A 20,957-nucleotide genomic window follows, 5' to 3' on the forward strand; every position below is an offset into this window, starting at 1 on the left:
GGCGCCGACGGGTCTATTCACCGACTGAGCCAACCGCCTATCGGGAGTAAGCCATGGGACAGATCCATATCGAGATGTTCGCGACCCTCGACCTCGTCGGGCAGGCACCCGGCGGTCCCGACGAGGATCCGGACGGGTTCGACTTCGGCGGCTGGCAGGCCCCGCTGATCGACGACGTGTCCGGCGCTCAGGTCGGTGCCGCCTATGAGGGCACGGACGCACTGCTGCTCGGTCGGCGGACGTACGACATCTTCGCCGCGTACTGGCCGCACCAGGACGACGAGTTCGGCGCACTGTTCAATCGCGTCCCGAAGTACGTCGCGTCGCGCGGCACGCCGGACCTGTCGTGGGCCGGGTCGACGCACCTCGGCCCCGACCTGGCAGGCGCGGTGCGTGAGATCCGCGATCGGCATGAGCACATCAAGGTCGTCGGGAGCCTGAATCTGGTGCAAACGTTGTTGCGCGAGAAGCTCTTCGACCGTCTGGATCTCTGGATCCACCCGATCGTGCTCGGTGCGGGCAAGAGGGTGTTCGACGACGGCGCCGTGCCCACCAACATCGCACTGCTCGAGCCGCCGACAGCCAGTCCGAACGGCATCGTGTACCTGCGCTACGGGCTTGCCGAGGGCATACCCGGCACGGGTGACATGAGCACCGCCGGTTAGGACTTCTTCGCGGCCCTCTTCTTCGCAGGTGCCTTCTTTGCCGCCTTCTTGCGCTTGACCGGACCGCGCGCGCGGCGGTCGGCGAGCAGCTCCGCGGCTCGCTCGTCGGTCAGTGACATCACGTCGTCGCCCTTGCGAAGGCTGGCATTGGTCTCGCCGTCGGTGACGTAGGGCCCGAAGCGGCCATCCTTGATCACCATCGGGTTGCCTGTCGCGGAATCGTTGCCCAGCTCGCGCAGCGGCGGCGCTGAAGCACCCTGTCCGCCACGGCGTTTGGGTTCCGAATAGATTTTCAGGGCTTCGTCGAGGCCGATGTCGAACATCTGCTCTTCGGTGGCCAGCGAGCGAGAGTCGGTGCCGCGCTTGAGGTACGGGCCGTACCGTCCGTTCTGCGCGGTGATCTCTTCGTTCGTGTTCGGGTCGACCCCGACCACGCGGGGCAGCGAAAGCAGCCGCAGCGCGTCCTCGAGCGTGACCGTTTCCAGGTCCATCGTCCGCAGCAACGAGCCGGTACGCGGCTTGGGACCCGTCGGTTTCTTGCTCTTCTTCGCGGGCGAGCCGGCGCCGTCATCGGGTTCGTCCGGCGCGGGGAGCACCTCGGTGACGTACGGCCCGTACCGGCCGTCCTTCGCGACGACCTCATGTCCGGTCGCCGGATCGATGCCGAGCGAGCGACCTTCTTGCGGTGTGCTGAAAAGCTTTTCGGCCAGTTCGAGCGTCAGCTCGTCAGGGGTGAGCTCGTCCTTCAGGTTCGCCCGCTGCGGCTTGAGCTCACCAGGATTGTCCGGATCGGCGATCATCCGTTCCAGATACGGTCCGTTCTTCCCGACCCGGACGTTGATCGGCGTGCCCTGCGCGTCGTCGAACAGCTTGATGGAGTTGACCTCTCGGGCGTCGATGCCCTCGAGGTTCACACCGACGAGCTTCTTGAGTCCGCCCGAGCGCGCGATCGAGTTCTCGACCCCGTGCTCGCCACCGAAGTAGAAGTTGCTCAGCCAGTTCGTCCGCTGCTCGTTGCCCGAGGCGATCTCGTCGAGCTCGTCTTCCATCGCCGCGGTGAACCCGTAGTCGACGAGCCGACCGAAGTGCTGTTCGAGCAGGCCGGTGACGGCGAACGCCACCCACGACGGCACCAGGGCGCTGCCCTTCTTGTGCACGTAGCCGCGGTCCTGGATCGTCTTGATGATCGACGAATACGTCGACGGCCGACCGATCCCGAGATCCTCGAGCGCTTTGATCAGCGACGCCTCGGTGTAGCGGGCGGGCGGTGACGTGTTGTGGCCGTCGGCGGTCAGCTCCTTGGCGTCCACCCGCTGGCCCTGCTCGAGCTGCGGCAGCCGGCTCTCGGCGTCGTCGGCCTCGCCGCCTGCCTGGTCGTCGATGCTCTCGACGTAGGCCTTCAGGAAGCCCGCAAACGTGATGGTGCGGCCGCTGGCGCTGAACACGACGTCCTGCCCGGCACTGGACTGGCCGGAGATCCGCAGCGACAGTGTGGTGCCCCTCGCGTCGGCCATCTGCGATGCGACCGTGCGCTGCCAGATGAGTTCGTAGAGCCGGAACTCGTCGGTGTCCAGCTGTGCGTGCAGCTGCCCGGGAGTCTGGAAGACGTCACCCGCGGGGCGGATGGCCTCGTGTGCCTCCTGTGCGTTCTTGACCTTGCGGGTGTACTGCCGCGGCTGCGGGTGCACGTACTCCTGGCCATAAAGCTGGCTGGCCTGGTTGCGCGCGGCGTTGATCGCCGACTGCGACAACGTCGTCGAGTCGGTACGCATATAAGTAATGAAGCCGTTCTCGTACAGCCGCTGCGCGATGCTCATCGTGCGCTCCGAGCTGAACCGCAACTTGCGGCCCGCTTCCTGCTGCAGCGTCGACGTCATGAACGGCGGGTAAGGCTTACGGGTGTAAGGCTTCTGCTCGACGGAGGACACCGCGAGTTGCGCGCCGCGCAGTCCGGTGGCCAGTGCACCGGCCGCGGACTCGTCGAGCACGAGCACCTCGTCGGGCTTCTTCAGCCCGCCCAGCGAGTCGAAGTCACGTCCGGTCGCGACCCGGCGCCCGTCGACCGAGTTGAGCTTGGCCGTGAAGGTGGGTGGGGACGCCTGCGCGTCGGAGACGCTGGCGTCGAGTTCGGCGGTGACATCCCAGTAGCCCGCGCTGCGGAACGCCATCCGCTCCCGTTCGCGCGACACGATGATGCGGGTCGCGACGGACTGCACGCGGCCTGCCGACAGCTTCGGCGCGACCTTCTTCCACAGCACCGGGCTGACCTCGTAGCCGTACAACCGGTCCAGGATGCGCCGGGTCTCCTGCGCATCGACCAGATCGTTGTCCAGATCCCGGGGATCCGCTGCGGCGGCCCGGATGGCCGGCTCGGTGATCTCGTGGAACACCATCCGCTTGACCGGGATGCGGGGCTTCAGTGTCTCCAGGAGGTGCCACGCGATGGCCTCACCCTCGCGGTCACCGTCTGTGGCCAGATAGAGCTCGTCGACGTCCTTGAGCAGGTCCTTCAGCTCGGCGACGGTGCTCTTCTTCTCCGGGCTGATGATGTAGAGCGGCTCGAAGTCGTCTTCGACGTTCACGCCGAGGCGCGCCCAGGGCTCCGATTTGAACTTGGCGGGCACGTCGGCGGCGTTTCGCGGCAGGTCGCGGATGTGTCCCCTGGACGACTCCACAATGTAATTGGAGCCCAGGTAACCAGCTATTTTGCGCGCCTTGGTAGGCGATTCGACTATGACCAGTCGCCGCACGTTGCCATTACGGCCGCTGTCCCCGTCTGCCACCAGTGCCTACGCTCCACTTCTTCTGCTGCCTACAACGCCCCGAACCGCACTCAGCGTTCGACAAGGCCTCGTCGGCAACTGACAATTTCGCACTCTGCGCGAGCCGACGCAAACTGGCCCCCCGGTTCCTGCGTGTCAGAGGCGGGGCCACTGGTCAAACGCGTCCACGATGCCCGGGGGTTCCCCCACGTTCTCTACCAGGCGCGATAGCCGCCTACGACCGCTGATCCGCAGCGCTGGACGGGACCCTCTGGTCCCGATCAGAGTCGGAGCTATCCCGACCCGCATCATGGCCGACGCGAGTGGCGAATGGGTGTCGGGCGCGTGGGGGTCCAGACCAAGTAGGTAGCGATCGGCCTCCGGGGTGCCTGCTGCCAGCGTCCAGGCACGCAACTCCCGTGGCCCGGGTAACCACTGCGGCGGGACGGTCTTGACCGCGCCACGCGTCCAATCGCCCGCAATACCGACCAGGCGAGCATCCACGGCAGTGCGCACCAGAGGGTTGTTCTCGTCGGTGCGGGCGATCTCGGGCACCAGGCCTGCCTCGACGATCATCTCCGCGAGCGCCTCAGCGCGCCACAGGTCCTCCACCACAACCGACAGCCGAGCCCCCGAACCCACAAGCACCACCTGACCCGGTGCGGCGAGCATTCCGGTCAAGTCGGCCACCGCAGGCGGCACCGACTCGGCCGAGAAGAAAGACAGCTGGCTCACGGTTCGACACTAAGCCCCCGACCGCCCGACCGAGACTTCGCCGGGCCGGGCGACCCCACAAACGAAAACACCCCCGCTGCGCTCGTTGTCGGAGCTGTGCGGGGGGTTTCCTCTAGGTATGTCGGTTAGACGGCGCGAACGCCTGTGGCCTGCGGGCCCTTGGGGCTCTGGCCAACCTCGAACTCGACCTTCTGGTTCTCCTCAAGGGTGCGGAAGCCGCTCCCCTGGATTTCCGTGTAGTGGACGAACACATCGGCGGAGCCGTCCTCGGGAGCGATGAACCCGAAACCCTTTTCCGCGTTGAACCACTTCACAGTTCCCTGTGGCATCTCTCGTACTTTCCTTCTCTTATACCGGGTACGGTTCACCGACTTCCGGTGTACCGGGCCCGTTCCGACCGCCATACCTTCGTGGAGTCGCCGGAACTTGACCCGACCTACAACCCTCGCAGGAACCGCGGGCGCAACGTCGATCCTGCGAGTGCATATACACGAACACAGAAGCTGCGACCGCCGTCAGTCAATCACGTTCTGCGCTGCGGCGACAGTGGAGGAGCAATCGATTGGGGAACAATTCACTCCGAGAGGTGTGAGGAGGGTCGTACATGTCGGGATCGGAGGCGGATTTCGGCCGCGAGCTGCTCGCTTGCGCGGTCGACGGCGCCAGTCCCGGCGGACACGACCCCCTGCGACACGTCGCCGATCTCCCTCCGCGGCAAGGACGCCGACTGGACTGGCCGCAGTGGGCCGATCCAGATGTGGTGCAGGCGTTTGTTGATCGCGGCATCGAGGCGCCGTGGTCGCATCAGCTCGCCGCCGCCGACCTTGTGCACGCCGGCCGCCACGTCGTGCTGAGCACAGGCACGGCATCCGGTAAGTCGGTGGCATACCAGTTGCCGGTACTGACGGCGCTCAAGGCTGATTCGCGCGCCAGGGTGCTCTATCTGTCGCCCACCAAGGCACTCGGCCACGATCAGTTGCGCGCCGCGGTGGCGCTCACCGAAGCGGTGCCCACGCTGCGCGACGTCGCCCCGAGCTCGTATGACGGCGACAGCCCAACCGAAGTGCGCCGCTTTGCCAGGGAGCGGTCGCGGTGGATCTTCTCCAACCCCGACATGATTCACCTCTCGCTGCTGCGAAACCACGCGCGCTGGGCGGTGTTCCTTCGCAACCTTCGATACGTCGTCATCGACGAATGTCATTACTACCGAGGTGTTTTCGGGTCAAACGTGGCCATGGTGCTGCGCAGATTGCTGCGGTTGAGCACTCGCTATTCGGCAACCGGCGAGACGCCAACGGTGATCTTCGCCAGTGCCACCACCGCGGCACCGGCGATCACCGCCTCAGAGCTGATCGGGCAAACCGTCGCCGAGGTCACCGAGGACGGGTCACCGCAGGGCGCTCGTACCGTCGCGCTATGGGAGCCGGCGCTGCTCGACGACGTCTTCGGTGAAAACGGCGCTCCGGTACGACGTTCGGCGGGCGCGGACGCCGCACGGGTGATGGGGAATCTGATCGCCGAGGGCGCGCGCACGCTGACGTTCGTGCGTTCGCGCCGAGGCGCCGAACTCACGGCGCTCGGCGCGCGCGCACGGCTGGAGGAACTCGCGCCGGAGCTCGCCGAGAAGGTGGCCTCTTATCGGGCGGGCTATCTGGCCGAAGACCGACGCGCGTTGGAACGCGCACTGGCCGACGGCGAATTGCGGGGCCTGGCGACGACCAACGCCCTGGAACTCGGGGTCGACATCGCGGGCCTCGACGCCGTCGTGCTGGCGGGATTTCCGGGGACGGTGACATCGTTCTGGCAGCAGGCGGGCCGCGCGGGCCGTCGGGGGCAGAGCGCACTGATCGTGCTGATCGCCCGCGACGACCCCCTCGACACCTACCTCGTCCATCACCCTTCGGCACTGCTGGACAAGCCGATCGAGCGTGTCGTCATCGATCCGTCCAACCCCTATGTCCTTGGACCGCAGCTTCTCTGCGCCGCCACCGAACTGCCGCTCACCGAAGCGGAGGTGCGGATGTGGAATGCCGAAGCGGTCGCGGAGTCGCTCGTCGACGACGGCTTGCTGCGCCGACGACCCACCGGCTACTTCGCGACTCCCGGCGTGGATCCGCATCCGGCTGTGGACATCCGCGGCTCGACGGGCGGCCAGATCGCGATTCTGGAAGCAGGAACGGGTCGGATGTTGGGCAGTGCGGGCGCCGGCCAGGCACCGGCGTCGGTTCACCCCGGGGCCGTCTATCTGCACCAGGGCGAGAGCTATGTCGTCGACTCGCTCGATTTCGAGGACGGCGTCGCGTTCGTCCACGCCGAGGACCCGGGGTACACGACCTTCGCCCGCGAGCTGACCGATATCGCCGTCACCGGAGAGGGCGAACGAAAGACCTACGGGCCGGTGACAGTTGGACTGGTGCCGGTGTCCGTGACGAACACCGTGATCGGCTATCTGCGCCGCGGATTGACCGGTGAGGTCATCGACTTCGTCGAACTCGACATGCCGACACGCACCCTGGAGACGACCGCGGTGATGTGCACCATCACACCTGAGGCGTTGCAGGACAACGGGATAGAGCCGCTACGGGTGCCCGGCTCGCTGCACGCGGCCGAACACGCGGCCATCGGCTTGCTGCCTCTGGTCGCCAGCTGCGACCGCGGAGACATCGGCGGGGTGTCCACGGCGATCGGTCCGGTGCAGGGATTGCCGACGATATTCGTCTACGACGGCTACCCCGGCGGCGCCGGATTCGCCGATCGCGGCTTCCGCAGGATCGACACGTGGTGGGCGGCGACCGCGGCGGCGATCGAGTCGTGCGAGTGCCCGTCTGGGTGCCCGTCGTGCGTGCAGTCGCCCAAATGCGGCAACGGGAACGACCCACTCGACAAGCAGGGCGCGATCAAGGTGCTGCGACTGGTTCTGAACGAACTCGGCGACGTGGCGCACTGAGTTTGCCCGCGGGGGGCGACCGACCCCTCGTACGGTCGCCCCCACGGGCCCGCGGCTGAGCAGTGAACTGTGGAAACGCCCACCACCACGGATGCGGTGAACGGCCGGACAACGCGATCCGTTCCCAATCCCGGACAAGTCGGGTGCAGCTGCAAACTACCTTGTGAGAGCCGGTATCGCAACTTTTGCATAGTTTGCTGACGTCTGCGAAAATATCGCCAAATGGGGTCTAAAATGCGCAAGACCACTGATTCCGTAGCTGAGTGCTGGCTGTGGATGGCCGACGATCCGGCCCTAAAATGCCTTTCATGAACCACGACTGGCTGCTCGTGGAGACGCTGGGCAGCGAACCCGTCGTGGTCGCCCAAGGTGGCCGAACCAAGAACATGGTTCCGGTCAGTGCGTTTCTACGTCGAAATCCGCACCTGATGGCGATTCAGACCGCTATCGGCGAGACCGTGCGCGCCGGCCAGGGTCTGAGCAGCATCACACCGAAGAACGACCGCGTGATCCGCACCGAGGTCATCCAGATGTCCGACGGACGAATCCACGGCGTGCATGTGTGGATCGGTCCGCCCGACATGGAGCCGCCCGACCGTCCGGTTCCCGGCCCACTTCTCTGGGACCTCACCAGCGGCACCGCCACCGACACCGCTGAGTCTCTACACAACGGGGGGTGGGCACCCAACAGCCAGGTGACGCACGGCAGGGCGTTCGCCGAGGATCTGCCCAAACGCGACCTCAATCCGAGTGAGGCCAGCGTCCTGTCGATGACCATCACGCGCGAGCCCGGACAGACACTTTGCAATTCCTGGGACGTCACCGACCATCGCGGCGAGCCGATCACCATCGGCTTCGTGGCCCGGGTGCTGGCCGAGGAGCAGGACGACGGGAGTCAGCGGCTGATCCTTCGAGCTATGAACTGGCGCGGCGAAAGTGACGGCCAATCGGATCGTCACGACTATTTGGCTCAGCGCATCCTCAACGGACTGGCGCAGCCTGGGGCCTATCGCGCGCTTCTCGACCTGACGAACTGGACGCTGCTGAAATGGCTCGACGATCCGGTCCCGTTCTTCGACTGGCGCGCGAGTCTGGCAGGCGACCATACGGTGCATCCGGATGATCGCGCCGAGATGGCAAGAATGACACAGGAATTCGCCACCGGTAGCACGTCGGCCACCCTGCGGATGGTGGCCAACGACGGCGGGTGGACGCCTGTGCACGTGACGATCAACCGCGTCGAACTCGACGACGGTGTCTTCGCCGGATTGGCGACGTTACGTCAACCGTGATCGACCGGGCCCGCCCGCGCGATGGCTCGAGCCGTACCTGATCCCAGCCGGCCCAGTGTCGCGGTGACGTCAACGGCGACAACGACATCGAGGCCGATCACGGAGCATTCCACGAGCGTCGCATGCATCCTCTGCGCCAGCGCGACGGCGTGCGAGCATGCGGCGTCGCGGCCCTCCGTCAGCCGCCCCGCCGCCGCAAGGGCGGCGAGATCGGCCGCTGATTGGGCCCGGTGTCGCGCAACGGCCGCCGAGCCGAGGTACACGCAGGCGACGGTGATCGCGAGCAGCACTGCCATCATCGCGACGGCCACCGGAGTGGTCGAGCCCGCATCAGCGCTGACCCGGTTCCAACGCGGCGACCGCGCGTCCTGCGATGGTGAGCCCGGGCAGGAACGCCGAGTGCGCTGAGACGGTGGCGATGACGTTTTCGCCGTCGCGCCGCAGTTGTACCGCCGCGCCGTCCGGCGCGATCGCGCGTGTGGCGTCCGATCCGTCGTCGCCCCGTGCGGCCAGCCGCGCCGCCTCCCTGGCTGCATCGACACATCGGAGGTGCATCGACACCGCGGTGAGGCTGGAGACGCACACCAGCAACACGACGACAAGGCCGGCGATGCCGAACGCCGCCTCGACCGTGGCACCGCCGACCTCGCCGCCTAGACGTTGGTGTTCAGCGCGCGAGTGATGATGTTGGTCAATGCGCTCACGATCGAGTCGCCCGTCACCACGGTGTACAGAATCGCGCCGAACGCCGCCGCCGCGATCGTGCCGATCGCGTACTCGACGGTGGACATGCCGCTTTCGTCCACCACCAGCATGTTCATCCTCGTCGTGACTGAACGAACCCAGTTGCGTATCAATCGATTTCCTCCCATCACTCGTCAGAACACACCAGAACGCAAAACATCACCTGCCAGCCCCGCGACGACCGGGACGATGCCCAGGCACACGAACGCCGGCAGGTAGCACAGCCCCAGCGGACCCGCGATCAGGACCGACGCCCGTTCGGCAGCGGCACGAGCTGCGTCCGCGGCGCCGTCGCGGGCCTGCGTGGCCAACTCGGCGACTCCCTGCGCGAGAGCGGCGCCCGAGGACGCCGACCGCCGCGCCAGACGCAGCAGGGCCTCGGCCTCGCCACTCACATGGTGAGTGGCATCCGACCATGCCGACGCCGGATCGGCGCCGAGCGCGAGCAGGTCCGCGGCACGGGTCAAGATTCGCGCTAGCTCCGGGGGCGCGGACGGCGCCGTCGCCGCTGCCGCCGTTGACACAGCCATTCCCGAGCGCAGGCACGCGGCCAGCACCTCCAGAGTCGACGCGACGGCGAGAGGGTCCGCGGCGGAGACGGCAGATCCTGCCGGCCGCACTTCGGCCCGCAGTCCCAGCGTCCTCGCATGGACCCGCGCTCGCGATCTGTCGGTACCCAATAGCATCGCAGCGGCCAACAGCACTGCAGCCCAGATCATTTCATTACCCCGCTGGTGATTCGGTCGCACCACAGCAGTCCGGTGCACGCGAGCAGCACCCCGATGACCAATAGCCATTCACCGAATCCCGCCGACAGCAGAAAGTCCAACGGATCAGCACCGATCAGCTGGCCGAGCCCGACTCCGACGCCGGGAAGGCCCGCCAGCACCGCGGCTGTGGCGCGCGCTCCCGCCATTCCGGCATCGACTCGGGACGAGAATCGTTCCCGCTCAACCAGATCGCGCTGCGCGGTCTGCATCAGCGTCCCGATGGCAAGGCCGTGGGTCTGCGCGAGCTGCCAACACACCGCGAGCCGCTCCCACTGCCCGGGCATCGATGAGCGGTGCGCCACGCCAAGGATGCCCGCGGCGACGTCGGCGCCCAGCCGGGCTCGCGCCGCGATGGTCCGCAGGGCCGCGGCGACGACACCGTCGGCCTCATCGGCGGCGACACCGAACGCGGAGACGGGGTGCGCTCCGACGCGCAATTCCCCGACCAGGGTGTCCAGCGCGCCGCGCAGCGCGACTGCTTCGGCAGTACGGACCCGGCGCCGCCGCCGGCTCCTCCGACGAACCTCGAAAGTCGCGCCGACCATGGTCGCGGCGGCAACGACCGCGACCGAGGTGGTCACAGCCAACACGACAGCAAGCGCCACGACCGGGACCACAGCCCAGGCGCTGGGGAGGACTGCCGAGACCCTTCGATGAGCGGGTCCGCGCGCACGAAGGCGGCGCCCGGGACGCTCGGCCGTCATCAGGGCGAGAGCCAATGCCACTGCAGCAACGGTCATCCCGACCGCCGCTCACGCACAAGTCTGCGCAATTGCTCAGCCCCGCAATCGAACCCGCTTCCGGTGCGCCAAGCGGTCTCTGCGCGCACTCGGCCGTCGCCTGCCGCGCTGAGCACCGCGATCTCGCTGAGCCGCCGCCTGCCGTCGTGATCGCGGCTGACGTGGATGAGCACCTGTACGGCCGCCGCGAGCTGACTGTGCAATGCACCTCGGTCGAGGCCACCGACCGCGGCAAGAGCTTCGAGCCGGGCAGGCACCTCGGCCGGACTGTTCGCGTGCAGGGTGCCCGCCCCGCCGTCGTGCCCGGTGTTGAGTGCGGCGAGCAGGTCGACCACCTCGGCGCCACGCACCTCACCGACCACGATCCGATCCGGTCTCATCCGCAATGCCTGCTTGACCAAGTCGCGCACGGTGACCTCACCGACGCCCTCGACGTTGGCGCACCTCGCGACGAGCTTCACCAGGTGCGGATGTGCGGGTTCCAGCTCGGCGGCGTCCTCCACACAGACGATGCGCTCGTGCACCGGAACCTCGCCCAGGATCGCCGCCAACAAAGTCGTCTTCCCGGCACCGGTGCCGCCGGAGACCAGGAACGCCAGCCGCGCGGCGATGATGTCGTCGAGCAGCCCCGCCGCAGGCGCCTCGATGGTTCCCGTCCGCATCAGGGCGGCCAGGTCCTGGGTGGCCGGACGCAGCACCCGTAGCGACAGGCACGTGCCAGCGGGCGCGATCGGCGACAGCACAGCGTGCAGGCGGACGGTGCACTGCCCGCTTCCCAACCCGGTCAGCTGGCCGTCGACCCAGGGCTGTGCCTCGTCCAGCCGTCGACCGGCCGACAGCGCCAGTCGCTGCGCCAGCCGCCGCACTGCGTCGTCGTCGGAGAACCGAATCGACGTGCGGCGCAACCCGTTGCCGTCGTCGACCCACACCGAGTCGGGCGCGGTGACCAGGACATCGGTGGTGCCGTCCGCCCGCAGCAGCGGGTCCAGCACGCCTGCACCGGTGAGTTCGGTCTGGAGCACCCGCAGTCCGCTGAGTACCTCGGCGTCCCCCAGCAGCCCGCCGGACTCGGCACGGATCGCAGCGGCGACGGCAGTCGGGCGCAGCGGTGTCGACTCGGCGGCCAATCGCTCACGGACGCGTTCGATCAGCGATGCACTCATGCCGCGCTCACCACCGGGTGCTGCTGGAGCACCGACATCACCCGGCGAGCGGCGCCGGCGAGTGGGGACCGACGGCGCAACCGCAGACCCCCACGTTCGAGGCTCTCGGCGATACCGGCCTGCGGTCGCATCGAGGCAAGCAGCGGAAGACCCACGATCTCAGACACGTCGGCCGGCCGCAAGCCTCCCGGTGCAGGGCCTCGCACCACGACGCCCGCGTTGGGGTTGACGGTCGACACCCAGCGCGCAACGCCTTCGGCGGCCGCGCAGGAACGCACGTCGGCGGGAGCCAGCACGAGCACGAGATCAGCCGATTCGAGCGCGGTTTCGGCGGCGGCGGTCGAGCGTCTCGGCACATCGCACACCACCGTTGCGCCACCGCGACTACCCGCGTCGACCACAGCGCCAAGGGGTGTGGCGTCGATATCGCCACCGCGACCACCCGACAGCACTGACACGCCGCGGTACCGCGGAAGTGCATCACGCAACGCCGTGTAGTTCAGTCGTCCGCCCTGCAGCATCAGATCCGGCCAGCGCAGCCCGGAGTCGGCTTCGATACCGAGCAGCAGGTCGATGCCGCCGCTCCACGGGTCCGCATCGATCAGCAGCGCATCGCCGGCGTCCGAAGCCGTCTGCGCCAACGCCGCCGCGAATATCGACGCGCCCGCCCCGCCGCGCCCCGCGATGACGGCGACAACCGCGCCGCGCGGACCGTCCTGCATAGCTGCTTCGGCCGCCTCGGAAAGTTCAGCCATGAGTTCAGCGTCTTGGGCGGGAAGGGTGAGCACCTGTTGCGCCCCGACCGCGATGGCCGCCTGGAAGTCGGCGGGGCCGGGCTGCGCCTGCGAGACGAGGAAGACGCCGCCGCGCCGCGGAAGGGCCCGCTGCGCACACCGGTGGGCCGCATCGCGGTCGAGCAGGACGGCGACCGCGCCCGTCCACACCTTGCGGCCGGACGGTTCGGCCGCGTGCACGACATGGACGCCGGCCGCGGCGCTGATGCGATCGACATCGTCGCGCAGCTCGGCGTCGCCGATCAGGACGAGAGTTCCGGCGGCAGATCCCATGGGCTCACCATGCGCGGCGTCGCAGACACTGCGCCATCGTCGCGAGCCGCTCTGTGGATGAACTCCGATATGGGGATAGCCGGGCGGGTGCGCGCAACGAAAATCAGATTCCGCAACCACCGCGTTTCGGGCGACCTATCCGAAAGGCGAACGCTGGAGAGAGGAAGGAACAGGCTTGCCAAAAGAAGGCATATCCGTAAGACGAAGACTCCCCCCGAAAAAGGGACGACCCCCGCCAGGGGGGGAGGAGGCGGAGGTCGTCGTGTATCAGCCCCGGGGGGTCGGGCTGATGCACACTCAGCATAAGCCGAGTGATTCTCACTATACACACGCGGCTATGGATTGGCGCAAGAGCCACGTGTGATTGAAAGCACCGGTAGAGCAGGAAAAATGCAGTCACCGACACGTGTCGTGCGCTGTCAATTCGAAGCGTCTCTCGCCTCGTGTCACCCCGCCGCCCCTATGCTGGTGCTGTGGCCGCATCGCACCCCGGGGCAGAGGGGTCCAGTGCTCCGCAAACTACGCCGCGGGCAAATCGTCCGGTCCGGACAGCCGCCTTCTTTGATCTTGATAAAACGGTCATCGCCAAATCGAGCACATTGGCTTTCAGCAAACCTTTCTTCGATCAAGGGCTAATCAATCGTCGGACCGTTTTGAAGTCCGCCTACGCACAATTTCTCTTCCTGATGTCGGGCGCCGATCACGATCAGATGGATCGGATGCGCTCCTATCTGACCAACATGGCCACGGGGTGGGATGTCGAGCAGGTGAAGTCGATCGTCGGCGAAACCCTGCATGACATCGTCAATCCACTCGTGTTCGCCGAGGCGGCCGAACTCATCGCCGACCACAAGCTGTGCGGGCGCGATGTGGTCGTGGTTTCGGCCTCTGGCGAGGAGATTGTCGCTCCGATCGCCCGTGCGCTCGGGGCCACCCACGCGATGGCAACCCAGATGGTCGTGGACGACGGCAAGTACACCGGAGAGATCGCCTTCTACTGCTTCGGCGAGGGCAAGGTGGAGGCGATTCGCGCACTCGCCGCACGCGAGGGATACGCGCTCGAGCACTGCTACGCCTACTCCGACTCGGTCACCGATCTGCCCATGCTCGAGGTGGTCGGACACCCGACCGTGGTAAACCCGGATCGCACGCTGCGCAAAGAAGCGGCGGGCCGGGGTTGGCCGGTGCTGACGTTCTCCAGGCCGGTGTCGTTGCGCGACCGCATTCCGGCGCCCTCCGGAGCCGCCATGGCAACTACCGCCGCGGTCGGCATCAGCGCTTTGGCCGCCGGCGCGCTCACCTACTCGTTGTTGCGGCGCTTCGCGTTCTGATCCGGCTCGTAACGATCTGGCGACGCGCGGAATTTGCCCCTTGCTGTGACCCCGGTCACGGAGTACAAAGGAATCACGGAAGCTTGGGAAGGCCAAGGCCGAGCCGGAAGAGAAGGCTCGGTTCTCCCGAACCAGGCTCCCCAGCACGGAACCCGGCACCCACGCGGAGCACATGCCGCGGAATAGGCAAAAGTGTTGCGGGCCTGCGTAATTGCGATAGCGGACGGCCACGACGGCCCCTTGGGTGGGGTTGCAGTCGAAGCGCACCGACAAGACGCCGAGGTCACCCACGCAACCCACAAGAGCACGCATGGTAACCGGAGTCCGTGCTAGCGGGCGGCGAGCCGAATTAATTCGGAACGTCGCCCGCTTTACTTTGCTGGGAGCCTTCCCCGTGGCCGGCGGCGATGCCCAGCGCCTCCCGTGCACCGGCGTGAAGCGCACGGCAACTCAGCAGGATCCAGGCGGTGAGGCCGTCGGGTGTGCCCGACGAGAAGCCCCGCGCGGCCGCACGGTAGTCGCCGGACTGGCGCATCCAGTACACCTCGGGCACACCGAGTCCGTGCGGGTCCAATCCGCTCGCGATCGTCACCAACCGCGAAACCGCCCGGGCAACCACTCCGTCGGCGGTGCCGAACGGGGCCAGCGTCAGGAGTTCACCGTGCACGACCGCGGCGAGCACTGGCGCGGGCACTCCCCGGCTGCCGCCGGTCACCACGTCCGCCAGTAGCTCTAACCGGCGGCCGACGCCCGCATCCGCGCGCGGCCGGCCCAGCCCCTCGTCCTCGGCGATATCGGCTGCCGCCAGCGCATGCAGCCTCGCGATGGCTTGCAGCGGGGCCCGCTGCCACACCCCGATCAACGACGTCGCCCCGCCCTCAAGCGCTTCCGATACCCGCAATGCACCGGCGAGGATCGGATCTGGGCCTGACTCGGACAACTGCAGGGGACCACCGTCCAGGACCGAGGATGCCCGCGCGGCCCGCAGTGCCGCCTCGGCCGCGTTCGCCGGCCACCCGCGCAGATTGTCGCGATGCCGATGCGCACGTCCCAGCGCGTCGGAGGCTTCAGCACACGCCTCGGCCACGCCTGGCAACCGGGCCAGTGGAGCCAGCGGGTCGGGAGCGGCGGTCACGGCAGCACACGCTAGTCGACCGCTGGACCCGTCAGCCACGACGTTCGGCCCGCACCACGCGCCGCCTGCGGAGCGGCCTGTGACTTGCCGTTCTGATCATCGGCCTCGGTGACTACGCTCACAGATATGACTGGCACCTCGACGAAGCACACCGACGTTCCGTCCGTCTATCCCCCCTCCGAGGAGTTCGCCGCGCAGGCCAATGCGACCGAGGAGATGTACCGCGAAGCCGAATCCGACCGGCTGGCGTTTTGGGCGAAGCAGGCCGAGCGCCTGTCCTGGGACACCCCGTTCACAGACGTACTGGACTGGTCGGAGGCGCCGTTCGCGAAGTGGTTCGTCGGCGGCAAGCTCAACGTCGCCTACAACTGCGTCGACCGCCACGTCGAGGCGGGCAACGGCGACCGGGTGGCGATCCACTGGCAGGGCGAGCCGGTCGACGACACCAGGGACATCACGTACGAGCAGTTGCAGGCCGACGTGTGCAAGGCCGCCAACGCGCTCACCGAATTGGGTCTCGTCGCGGGCGACCGGGTCGCGATCTACATGCCGATGCTGCCCGAGGCGATCGTCTCGATGCTGGCGTGCGCGCGACTTGGCATCATGCACTCGGTCGTGTTCGCCGGTTTTTCCGCAACCGCGCTGGCCGCCCGCATCGAGGACGCCGAAGCCAAACTGGTGATCACCAGCGACGGGCAGTTCCGTCGTGGCGAGGCGGTCTCACTGAAGGAGTCGGTGGATGAGGCCTGCGAAGGCCAGAAGTCCGTCGAACACGTACTTGTGGTGCGCCGCACCGGGATTGACACACCGTGGACCGAAGGTCGCGACCTGTGGTGGCACGACACCGTCGAACCGGCATCACCCGAGCACACACCGGAGGCGTTCGACTCCGAACACCCGCTGTTTCTGCTGTACACATCGGGAACCACCGGTAAGCCCAAGGGCATCATGCACACGTCGGGCGGATACCTGGCCCAGACATCGTTCACGCACAACTACGTCTTCGACCTCAAACCCGAGACCGACGTGTACTGGTGCACCGCGGACATCGGCTGGGTCACCGGCCACACCTACATCGTCTACGGACCGCTGTCCAACGGCGCGACGCAGGTCGTCTACGAGGGCACCCCGGCGTCCCCCAATGAGCATCGGCACTTCGAGATCATCGAAAAGTACGGTGTCACCATCTATTACACGGCGCCGACGCTGGTCCGCATGTTCATGAAGTGGGGCCGCGAGTACCCCGACGCCCACGATCTGTCTAGCTTGCGTCTGCTCGGCTCGGTCGGCGAGCCGATCAACCCGGAAGCGTGGCGCTGGTACCGGGATGCGTTCGGCGGCAACAGAACTCCGATCGTAGATACCTGGTGGCAGACCGAGACCGGCGCGATCATGATCTCCCCGCTTCCTGGTGTCACCGAGACCAAGCCCGGCTCGGCGATGCAGCCGCTTCCCGGCATCTCGGCGATCATCGTCGACGAGGAGGGCAACGAGCTGGTGCCCGGCGCCGACGAGGCCGAGCACGTGACGGGTTACCTCGTGCTCGACCAACCGTGGCCATCGATGCTTCGCGGCATCTGGGGCGATCCGGAGCGGTACAAGGAGACGTACTGGTCGCGATACGAGAAGCAGGGCTGGTACTTCGCGGGCGACGGCGCACGCGTCGACACCGACGGTTCTATCTGGCTGTTGGGCCGTATCGACGACGTGATGAACGTTTCGGGACACCGGATCTCGACCACCGAAGTCGAGTCGGCACTGGTCGGTCACTCCCATGTCGCCGAGGCGGCCGTCGTCGGGGCCTCCGACGAGACGACCGGTCAGGGCATCTGCGCATTCGTCATCCTCGAATCGCATGCCAAGCATCGCGACGACGACGACATTGCCGCCGAACTTCGCGAGCAGGTCGCTAAGGAGATCGGCAAGATCGCCAGGCCGCGGGAGATTCACGTCGTGCCCGAACTACCGAAGACCCGCAGCGGCAAGATCATGCGCCGGCTGCTGCGCGATGTCGCCGAAGGCCGCGAACTCGGTGACACGTCAACTCTGGTGGACCCCGGCGTGTTTGAGGCGATCCGCGCCGGCAACAGTTAGGCGGCGGGAGCGGCGCCGATCGGGACGAAGCCGGAGCCGGGCCGGTTCTTGGCGACGATGTCGGCCAGTTGCGTGTTGAACGACATGTTCACCGCCGGGGTGTGCAGCGGGATGTACTTGACCACACAGGTGGGCAGTTCCTCGGAGAACGCGCCGTGGATCATGCCGACCAGCCGGTTGTTGACCGTCACCGGGGCGCCGGAGTCTCCCGGCTGACCACACACCTGGTTGATGAATGTGCCGGGGTCTTTGCCCGGGCCCCACGTGATGCCGCACGAGTAACCCGTGCTGCGGCCCTGTTTGCACGCGATGTCGCCGGGCGCCGGGTCAGGGCCGAGTCCGTCGATCTGGAATCCGTCGATGTTGTTGACGGGGCGCACCTTCTGCGGGTCGAACTGGATGACCGCGTAGTCCAGCGCCTCATTGCCCGCGACCATCGTGCCGAGCGGACCGGCCTTCGGCACCGCCTCTGCGCCCACCTGGGCACCCGGCCCGCCGCAGTGCGCCGACGTGAATCCGATCAGGTTTCCGCGGTTGTCATTGCCGATCGCGGTGAGAGTGCACAACATCTCCCCGTGGTCGCCGTTGATGATCAGACCCGAACCGCCGCCCAGTGTGACGGGATCCTGGGCGTGAGCAGGCGCGGACATCGAAATGAACGCGGCAACCAACGCCGCGATGATCACTGGAATGCGCAGGCAGCGAGCGCTGCTCTTCAAGTGAAAAACCTCCTCGAGTCGCCCGACCTGCGTTCCATTCGATCTTGTCAGTCTAACGATCGGCCGGAATCGTTTAGCCGCCCCCCACATGGCAACATGAACTCCGACCGATATTCACGCGGGGAGGAACTGTCAGTGAGCGATCGCAGGAATGGCGTGCCGACCACCGTGACCTCGATACCTCTGGTCGACCCGCACGCCCCCAAACCCGACCCCTCCATCGGCGATCTGGTCAAGGACGCGACCGCGCAGGTGTCCACGCTGGTGCGCGCCGAGGTGGAGCTGGCGAAGGCCGAGATCACCCGCGACGTGAAGAAGGGCCTCACCGGCAGCGTCTACTTCATCCTCGCCCTGGTGGTGCTGTTCTACTCCACCTTCTTTTTCTTCTTCTTCGCCGCTGAGCTGCTCGACACCTGGTTGTGGCGGTGGGCGGCGTTCCTGATCGTGTTCGGCGTCATGGTCGTGGTGACCGTGATCTTCGCGCTGCTCGGCTGGCTCAAGGTGCGGCGGATCAGGGGGCCGCAGAAGACCATCGAATCGGTCAGGGAACTCCCGGAGGCGCTGACACCGGGCCATGACAAGGCCGTGGCGCTCGAGTCGACCGGCGAAGGTAAAGCGGGAAAGCCGGCCTCGACCTCTGATCCCTCAGGCTGGTAATGCGACCTGACCCGTCGGTCGTTCGGATCGACGGTCCGTGGCGTCATCTCGAGGTGCACGCCAACGGAATTCGCTTCCATGTGGTGGAGGCGCAGTCCCAGGACTCGTCCACCCCTGTCACGGACCGGCCCCTGGTCATCCTCCTGCACGGTTTCGGATCGTTCTGGTGGTCATGGCGGCATCAGCTGCGGGGCCTGACCGGCGCCCGGGTGGTGGCTGTCGATCTGCGCGGTTACGGCGGCAGCGACAAGCCGCCGCGTGGGTACGACGGCTGGACCCTGGCCGGCGACACAGCCGGGCTGGTTCGGGCGCTCGGCCACAACGCCGCGGCACTGGTGGGTCATGCCGACGGCGGACTGGTCTGCTGGGCGACCGCGGTGCTGCATCCGCGCGTGGTCCGGGCCATCGCGGTCGTCAGCTCGCCGCATCCGATCGCACTACGCGCCTCGGCGTTGACACGTCGCGACCAGGGCCTGGCGCTGTTGCCGTGGATGCTGCGCTATCAGGTCCCGATGTTTCCCGAACGATCCTTGACACGTCACGGCGCCGCGGAGCTCGAACGGCTGGTCCGCAGCCGATCGACCGGGAAATGGCTTGCCTCCGAAGACTTCTCCGAGACGATCTCCTACATGCGGCGGGCGATCCAGATCCCCGGTGCTGCGCACTCGGCGCTGGAGTATCAGCGCTGGGCCGTGCGCAGCCAGTTCCGAGGGGAGGGCAGGCGGTTCATGCGCTCGATGCGTCGCCCGATCAACGTGCCCGTGTTACACCTTCGCGGTGACGCCGACCCGTATGTGCTTGCCGACCCCGTGTACCGGACGCAAAACTATGCGCCGCACGGCCGCTACGTATCCATCGCCGGCGCAGGACATTTCGGCCACGAGGAAGCTCCGGACGCGGTCAACGACCAGTTGTCGCGCTTCGTCGCGCAGGCGTACGGGTCCTGATCAGGTGACGCAGGCGCCGGTGGGCACCTGCTGCGTGTTGCCGAGCTTGTCGAGCTGACGCGCGACCTCCTCGGCGGTCAGGACGAAGCCGGTGTCCGCATCGTCGACCGCCGCGCCGAAGACCACACCGAGCACCTGGCCGCTGCGGTCGATCATCGGACCGCCCGAATTCCCTTGTCGCACACTACCTCTTATGGTGTACACCTGCCGCGTGACAGTGGTGCTGCGATAGATGTCAGGACCGTTGAGTTCGATGGTCTCGCGGATACGTGCAGGCGTCGCTGCGAAATCGCCACCGCCCGGATAGCCCATCACGACCGCATCGGTTCCGGTGGCTGCCTCACCCTGGGCGAACTGCAGCGCCGGGGCGGACAGGTCGGGCACGTCGAGTATCGAGATGTCGGCCTGTGGGTCGTAGGACACGACGGTTGCGTCGTATGTCCTTCCGTCGACCTCGACGGTGGCGCTTTCCGCACCCGCGACGACGTGTGCGTTCGACATCACCCGGTTGGGCGCGACGACGAATCCGGTGCCTTCCAGCACCTTCTGGCATCCGGGTGCGACGCCGCGGATCTTCACCACGCTCGGCCGCGCCGCGGCGACGGCAGGGTCGGCGGCCAGTGCGGCGTCGGGGGCGTCGACGGCGACGATCGGGGTGCGTCCGAACGGTTGCAGCACGTCCGGCAACCCCGATGTGTCGAGCAGCGCCGACAGCCGTCTGGGGACCGACCTCAGCCATGGGGGCGCGACGTCGTCGACTTCTTTGAGCACCACCGAACCGCGCACCGCCGCAGCCAGGTTGGGCTGATCTGAGGTCTGCAACGGGTAGGTGAGCATCCACGCGGCGACCAGCACCGCGACGATCTGCAGCGCCACTCCGATCGTCGAGTCCAGCGTCCGCACCCCGGGGTTGCGGATCGCACCGCGCACCGCGCGCCCCAGCACCACGCCCGCGATCTCACCGACGACCACCAGCGCGAGGATCAGGAACAACGTCACGAACAGTTTGGTGCGGGGACCGTCGATGTTGGCGACGACGTGCGGGGCCAGCAGCACACCGGCGACCGCGCCCAGGACCACACCGACGAAGGACAGCAGCGAACCCAGCGCGCCCGACCGCCATCCCGAGATGGCGGCGATCAGGGCGACAGCGAGTACGGCGAGGTCGAGCCACTGCGACGATGTCATG

General features: G+C 67.1%; 19 protein-coding genes and 1 pseudogene. 7 read left to right on the plus strand and 13 right to left on the minus strand.

Annotated features, from left to right (window positions below):
• Positions 1–53 precede the first annotated feature (53 nt).
• The gene (locus AB4Z42_RS18735; RefSeq protein WP_442010712.1) at positions 54–665 is read left to right on the plus strand and encodes a dihydrofolate reductase family protein; all 612 of its coding nucleotides are present in this window, start codon (positions 54–56) and stop codon (positions 663–665) included.
• On the opposite strand, the gene topA is transcribed toward AB4Z42_RS18735, so the two are convergent.
• From topA to AB4Z42_RS18750, 3 genes are all read right to left on the minus strand, one after another.
• Positions 662–3,448 carry a type I DNA topoisomerase gene (topA, locus tag AB4Z42_RS18740; protein ID WP_442010713.1) on the minus strand — a complete coding sequence of 929 codons (2,787 nt, stop codon included), beginning with the start codon at positions 3,446–3,448 and terminating at the stop codon, positions 662–664. The genes AB4Z42_RS18735 and topA overlap by 4 nt on opposite strands.
• Before the next feature lie 135 nt (positions 3,449–3,583).
• Complete coding sequence (locus AB4Z42_RS18745) at positions 3,584–4,162, minus strand: hypothetical protein (protein WP_442010714.1); 579 nt, start codon at positions 4,160–4,162, stop codon at positions 3,584–3,586.
• A gap of 125 nt (positions 4,163–4,287) precedes the next feature.
• On the minus strand, positions 4,288–4,491 hold the full coding sequence (locus AB4Z42_RS18750; protein ID WP_006243848.1) for a cold-shock protein: 204 nt from the start codon (positions 4,489–4,491) through the stop codon (positions 4,288–4,290).
• Between the two features lie 275 nt (positions 4,492–4,766).
• Here AB4Z42_RS18750 and AB4Z42_RS18755 point away from each other — a divergent pair, with 275 nt between their 5' ends.
• Together AB4Z42_RS18755 and AB4Z42_RS18760 are read left to right on the plus strand one after the other, a co-directional pair.
• Positions 4,767–7,109 (plus strand): DEAD/DEAH box helicase, encoded by a 2,343-nt coding sequence (locus AB4Z42_RS18755; RefSeq protein WP_442010715.1) that lies wholly within the window; start codon positions 4,767–4,769, stop codon positions 7,107–7,109.
• Positions 7,110–7,417: 308 nt separating this feature from the next.
• The gene (locus AB4Z42_RS18760; protein ID WP_442010716.1) at positions 7,418–8,401 is read left to right on the plus strand and encodes a PAS domain-containing protein; all 984 of its coding nucleotides are present in this window, start codon (positions 7,418–7,420) and stop codon (positions 8,399–8,401) included.
• On the opposite strand, the pseudogene AB4Z42_RS18765 reads toward AB4Z42_RS18760, so the two are convergent.
• The 7 genes and pseudogenes from AB4Z42_RS18765 to ssd all read right to left on the minus strand — a co-directional run.
• Positions 8,392–8,721: pseudogene (locus tag AB4Z42_RS18765) on the minus strand (Rv3654c family TadE-like protein); the annotation flags it as partial. The gene AB4Z42_RS18760 and the pseudogene AB4Z42_RS18765 sit on opposite strands and share 10 nt — an antisense overlap.
• Positions 8,722–8,731: 10 nt before the next feature.
• Positions 8,732–9,013 (minus strand): TadE family type IV pilus minor pilin, encoded by a 282-nt coding sequence (locus AB4Z42_RS18770; RefSeq protein ID WP_442010902.1) that lies wholly within the window; start codon positions 9,011–9,013, stop codon positions 8,732–8,734.
• A 41-nt stretch (positions 9,014–9,054) separates the two neighbouring features.
• Entirely contained in the window at positions 9,055–9,273 is a 219-nt protein-coding gene (locus AB4Z42_RS18775; protein WP_442010717.1) for a DUF4244 domain-containing protein, read from the minus strand.
• Between the two features lie 6 nt (positions 9,274–9,279).
• The gene (locus AB4Z42_RS18780) at positions 9,280–9,864 is read right to left on the minus strand and encodes a type II secretion system F family protein (RefSeq protein ID WP_442010718.1); all 585 of its coding nucleotides are present in this window, start codon (positions 9,862–9,864) and stop codon (positions 9,280–9,282) included.
• Positions 9,861–10,655, minus strand: coding sequence for a type II secretion system F family protein (locus AB4Z42_RS18785; protein ID WP_442010719.1), 795 nt, complete (start codon positions 10,653–10,655; stop codon positions 9,861–9,863). Before AB4Z42_RS18785 ends, AB4Z42_RS18780 begins: the two co-directional genes overlap by 4 nt.
• The gene (locus AB4Z42_RS18790) at positions 10,652–11,818 is read right to left on the minus strand and encodes a TadA family conjugal transfer-associated ATPase (protein ID WP_442010720.1); all 1,167 of its coding nucleotides are present in this window, start codon (positions 11,816–11,818) and stop codon (positions 10,652–10,654) included. Before AB4Z42_RS18790 ends, AB4Z42_RS18785 begins: the two co-directional genes overlap by 4 nt.
• Entirely contained in the window at positions 11,815–12,885 is a 1,071-nt protein-coding gene (gene ssd, locus AB4Z42_RS18795) for a septum site-determining protein Ssd (protein ID WP_442010721.1), read from the minus strand. The genes AB4Z42_RS18790 and ssd overlap by 4 nt, the downstream gene beginning before the upstream one ends.
• Before the next feature lie 473 nt (positions 12,886–13,358).
• Between ssd and AB4Z42_RS18800 the strand changes: the two genes are divergently transcribed.
• Entirely contained in the window at positions 13,359–14,216 is an 858-nt protein-coding gene (locus tag AB4Z42_RS18800) for an HAD-IB family hydrolase (protein WP_442010903.1), read from the plus strand.
• A 349-nt stretch (positions 14,217–14,565) separates the two neighbouring features.
• Here AB4Z42_RS18800 and AB4Z42_RS18805 read toward each other — a convergent pair whose 3' ends face one another.
• Positions 14,566–15,351: an oxidoreductase gene (locus AB4Z42_RS18805; protein WP_442010722.1), complete on the minus strand. Its 786-nt coding sequence runs from the start codon at positions 15,349–15,351 to the stop codon at positions 14,566–14,568.
• Positions 15,352–15,477: 126 nt separating this feature from the next.
• Between AB4Z42_RS18805 and acs the strand changes: the two genes are divergently transcribed.
• Positions 15,478–17,445 carry an acetate--CoA ligase gene (acs, locus tag AB4Z42_RS18810; protein WP_442010723.1) on the plus strand — a complete coding sequence of 656 codons (1,968 nt, stop codon included), beginning with the start codon at positions 15,478–15,480 and terminating at the stop codon, positions 17,443–17,445.
• Here the strand turns inward: acs and AB4Z42_RS18815 are convergent.
• Positions 17,442–18,095 carry a serine protease gene (locus AB4Z42_RS18815; protein ID WP_442010904.1) on the minus strand — a complete coding sequence of 218 codons (654 nt, stop codon included), beginning with the start codon at positions 18,093–18,095 and terminating at the stop codon, positions 17,442–17,444. The genes acs and AB4Z42_RS18815 overlap by 4 nt on opposite strands.
• 198 nt (positions 18,096–18,293) lie before the next feature.
• On the opposite strand from AB4Z42_RS18815, the gene AB4Z42_RS18820 reads away from it, so the two are divergent.
• Together AB4Z42_RS18820 and AB4Z42_RS18825 are read left to right on the plus strand one after the other, a co-directional pair.
• Positions 18,294–18,821 carry a phage holin family protein gene (locus AB4Z42_RS18820; protein ID WP_442010905.1) on the plus strand — a complete coding sequence of 176 codons (528 nt, stop codon included), beginning with the start codon at positions 18,294–18,296 and terminating at the stop codon, positions 18,819–18,821.
• Positions 18,821–19,768, plus strand: coding sequence for an alpha/beta fold hydrolase (locus AB4Z42_RS18825; protein ID WP_442010724.1), 948 nt, complete (start codon positions 18,821–18,823; stop codon positions 19,766–19,768). Before AB4Z42_RS18820 ends, AB4Z42_RS18825 begins: the two co-directional genes overlap by 1 nt.
• Here AB4Z42_RS18825 and marP read toward each other — a convergent pair whose 3' ends face one another.
• Positions 19,769–20,956 (minus strand): acid resistance serine protease MarP, encoded by a 1,188-nt coding sequence (gene marP, locus AB4Z42_RS18830; RefSeq protein WP_442010725.1) that lies wholly within the window; start codon positions 20,954–20,956, stop codon positions 19,769–19,771.
• Position 20,957 lies beyond the last annotated feature (1 nt).

The sequence above is a fragment of the Mycobacterium sp. 2YAF39 genome, assembly GCF_052114565.1.
In the GTDB taxonomy this organism is placed as follows: Bacteria; Actinomycetota; Actinomycetes; order Mycobacteriales; family Mycobacteriaceae; genus Mycobacterium.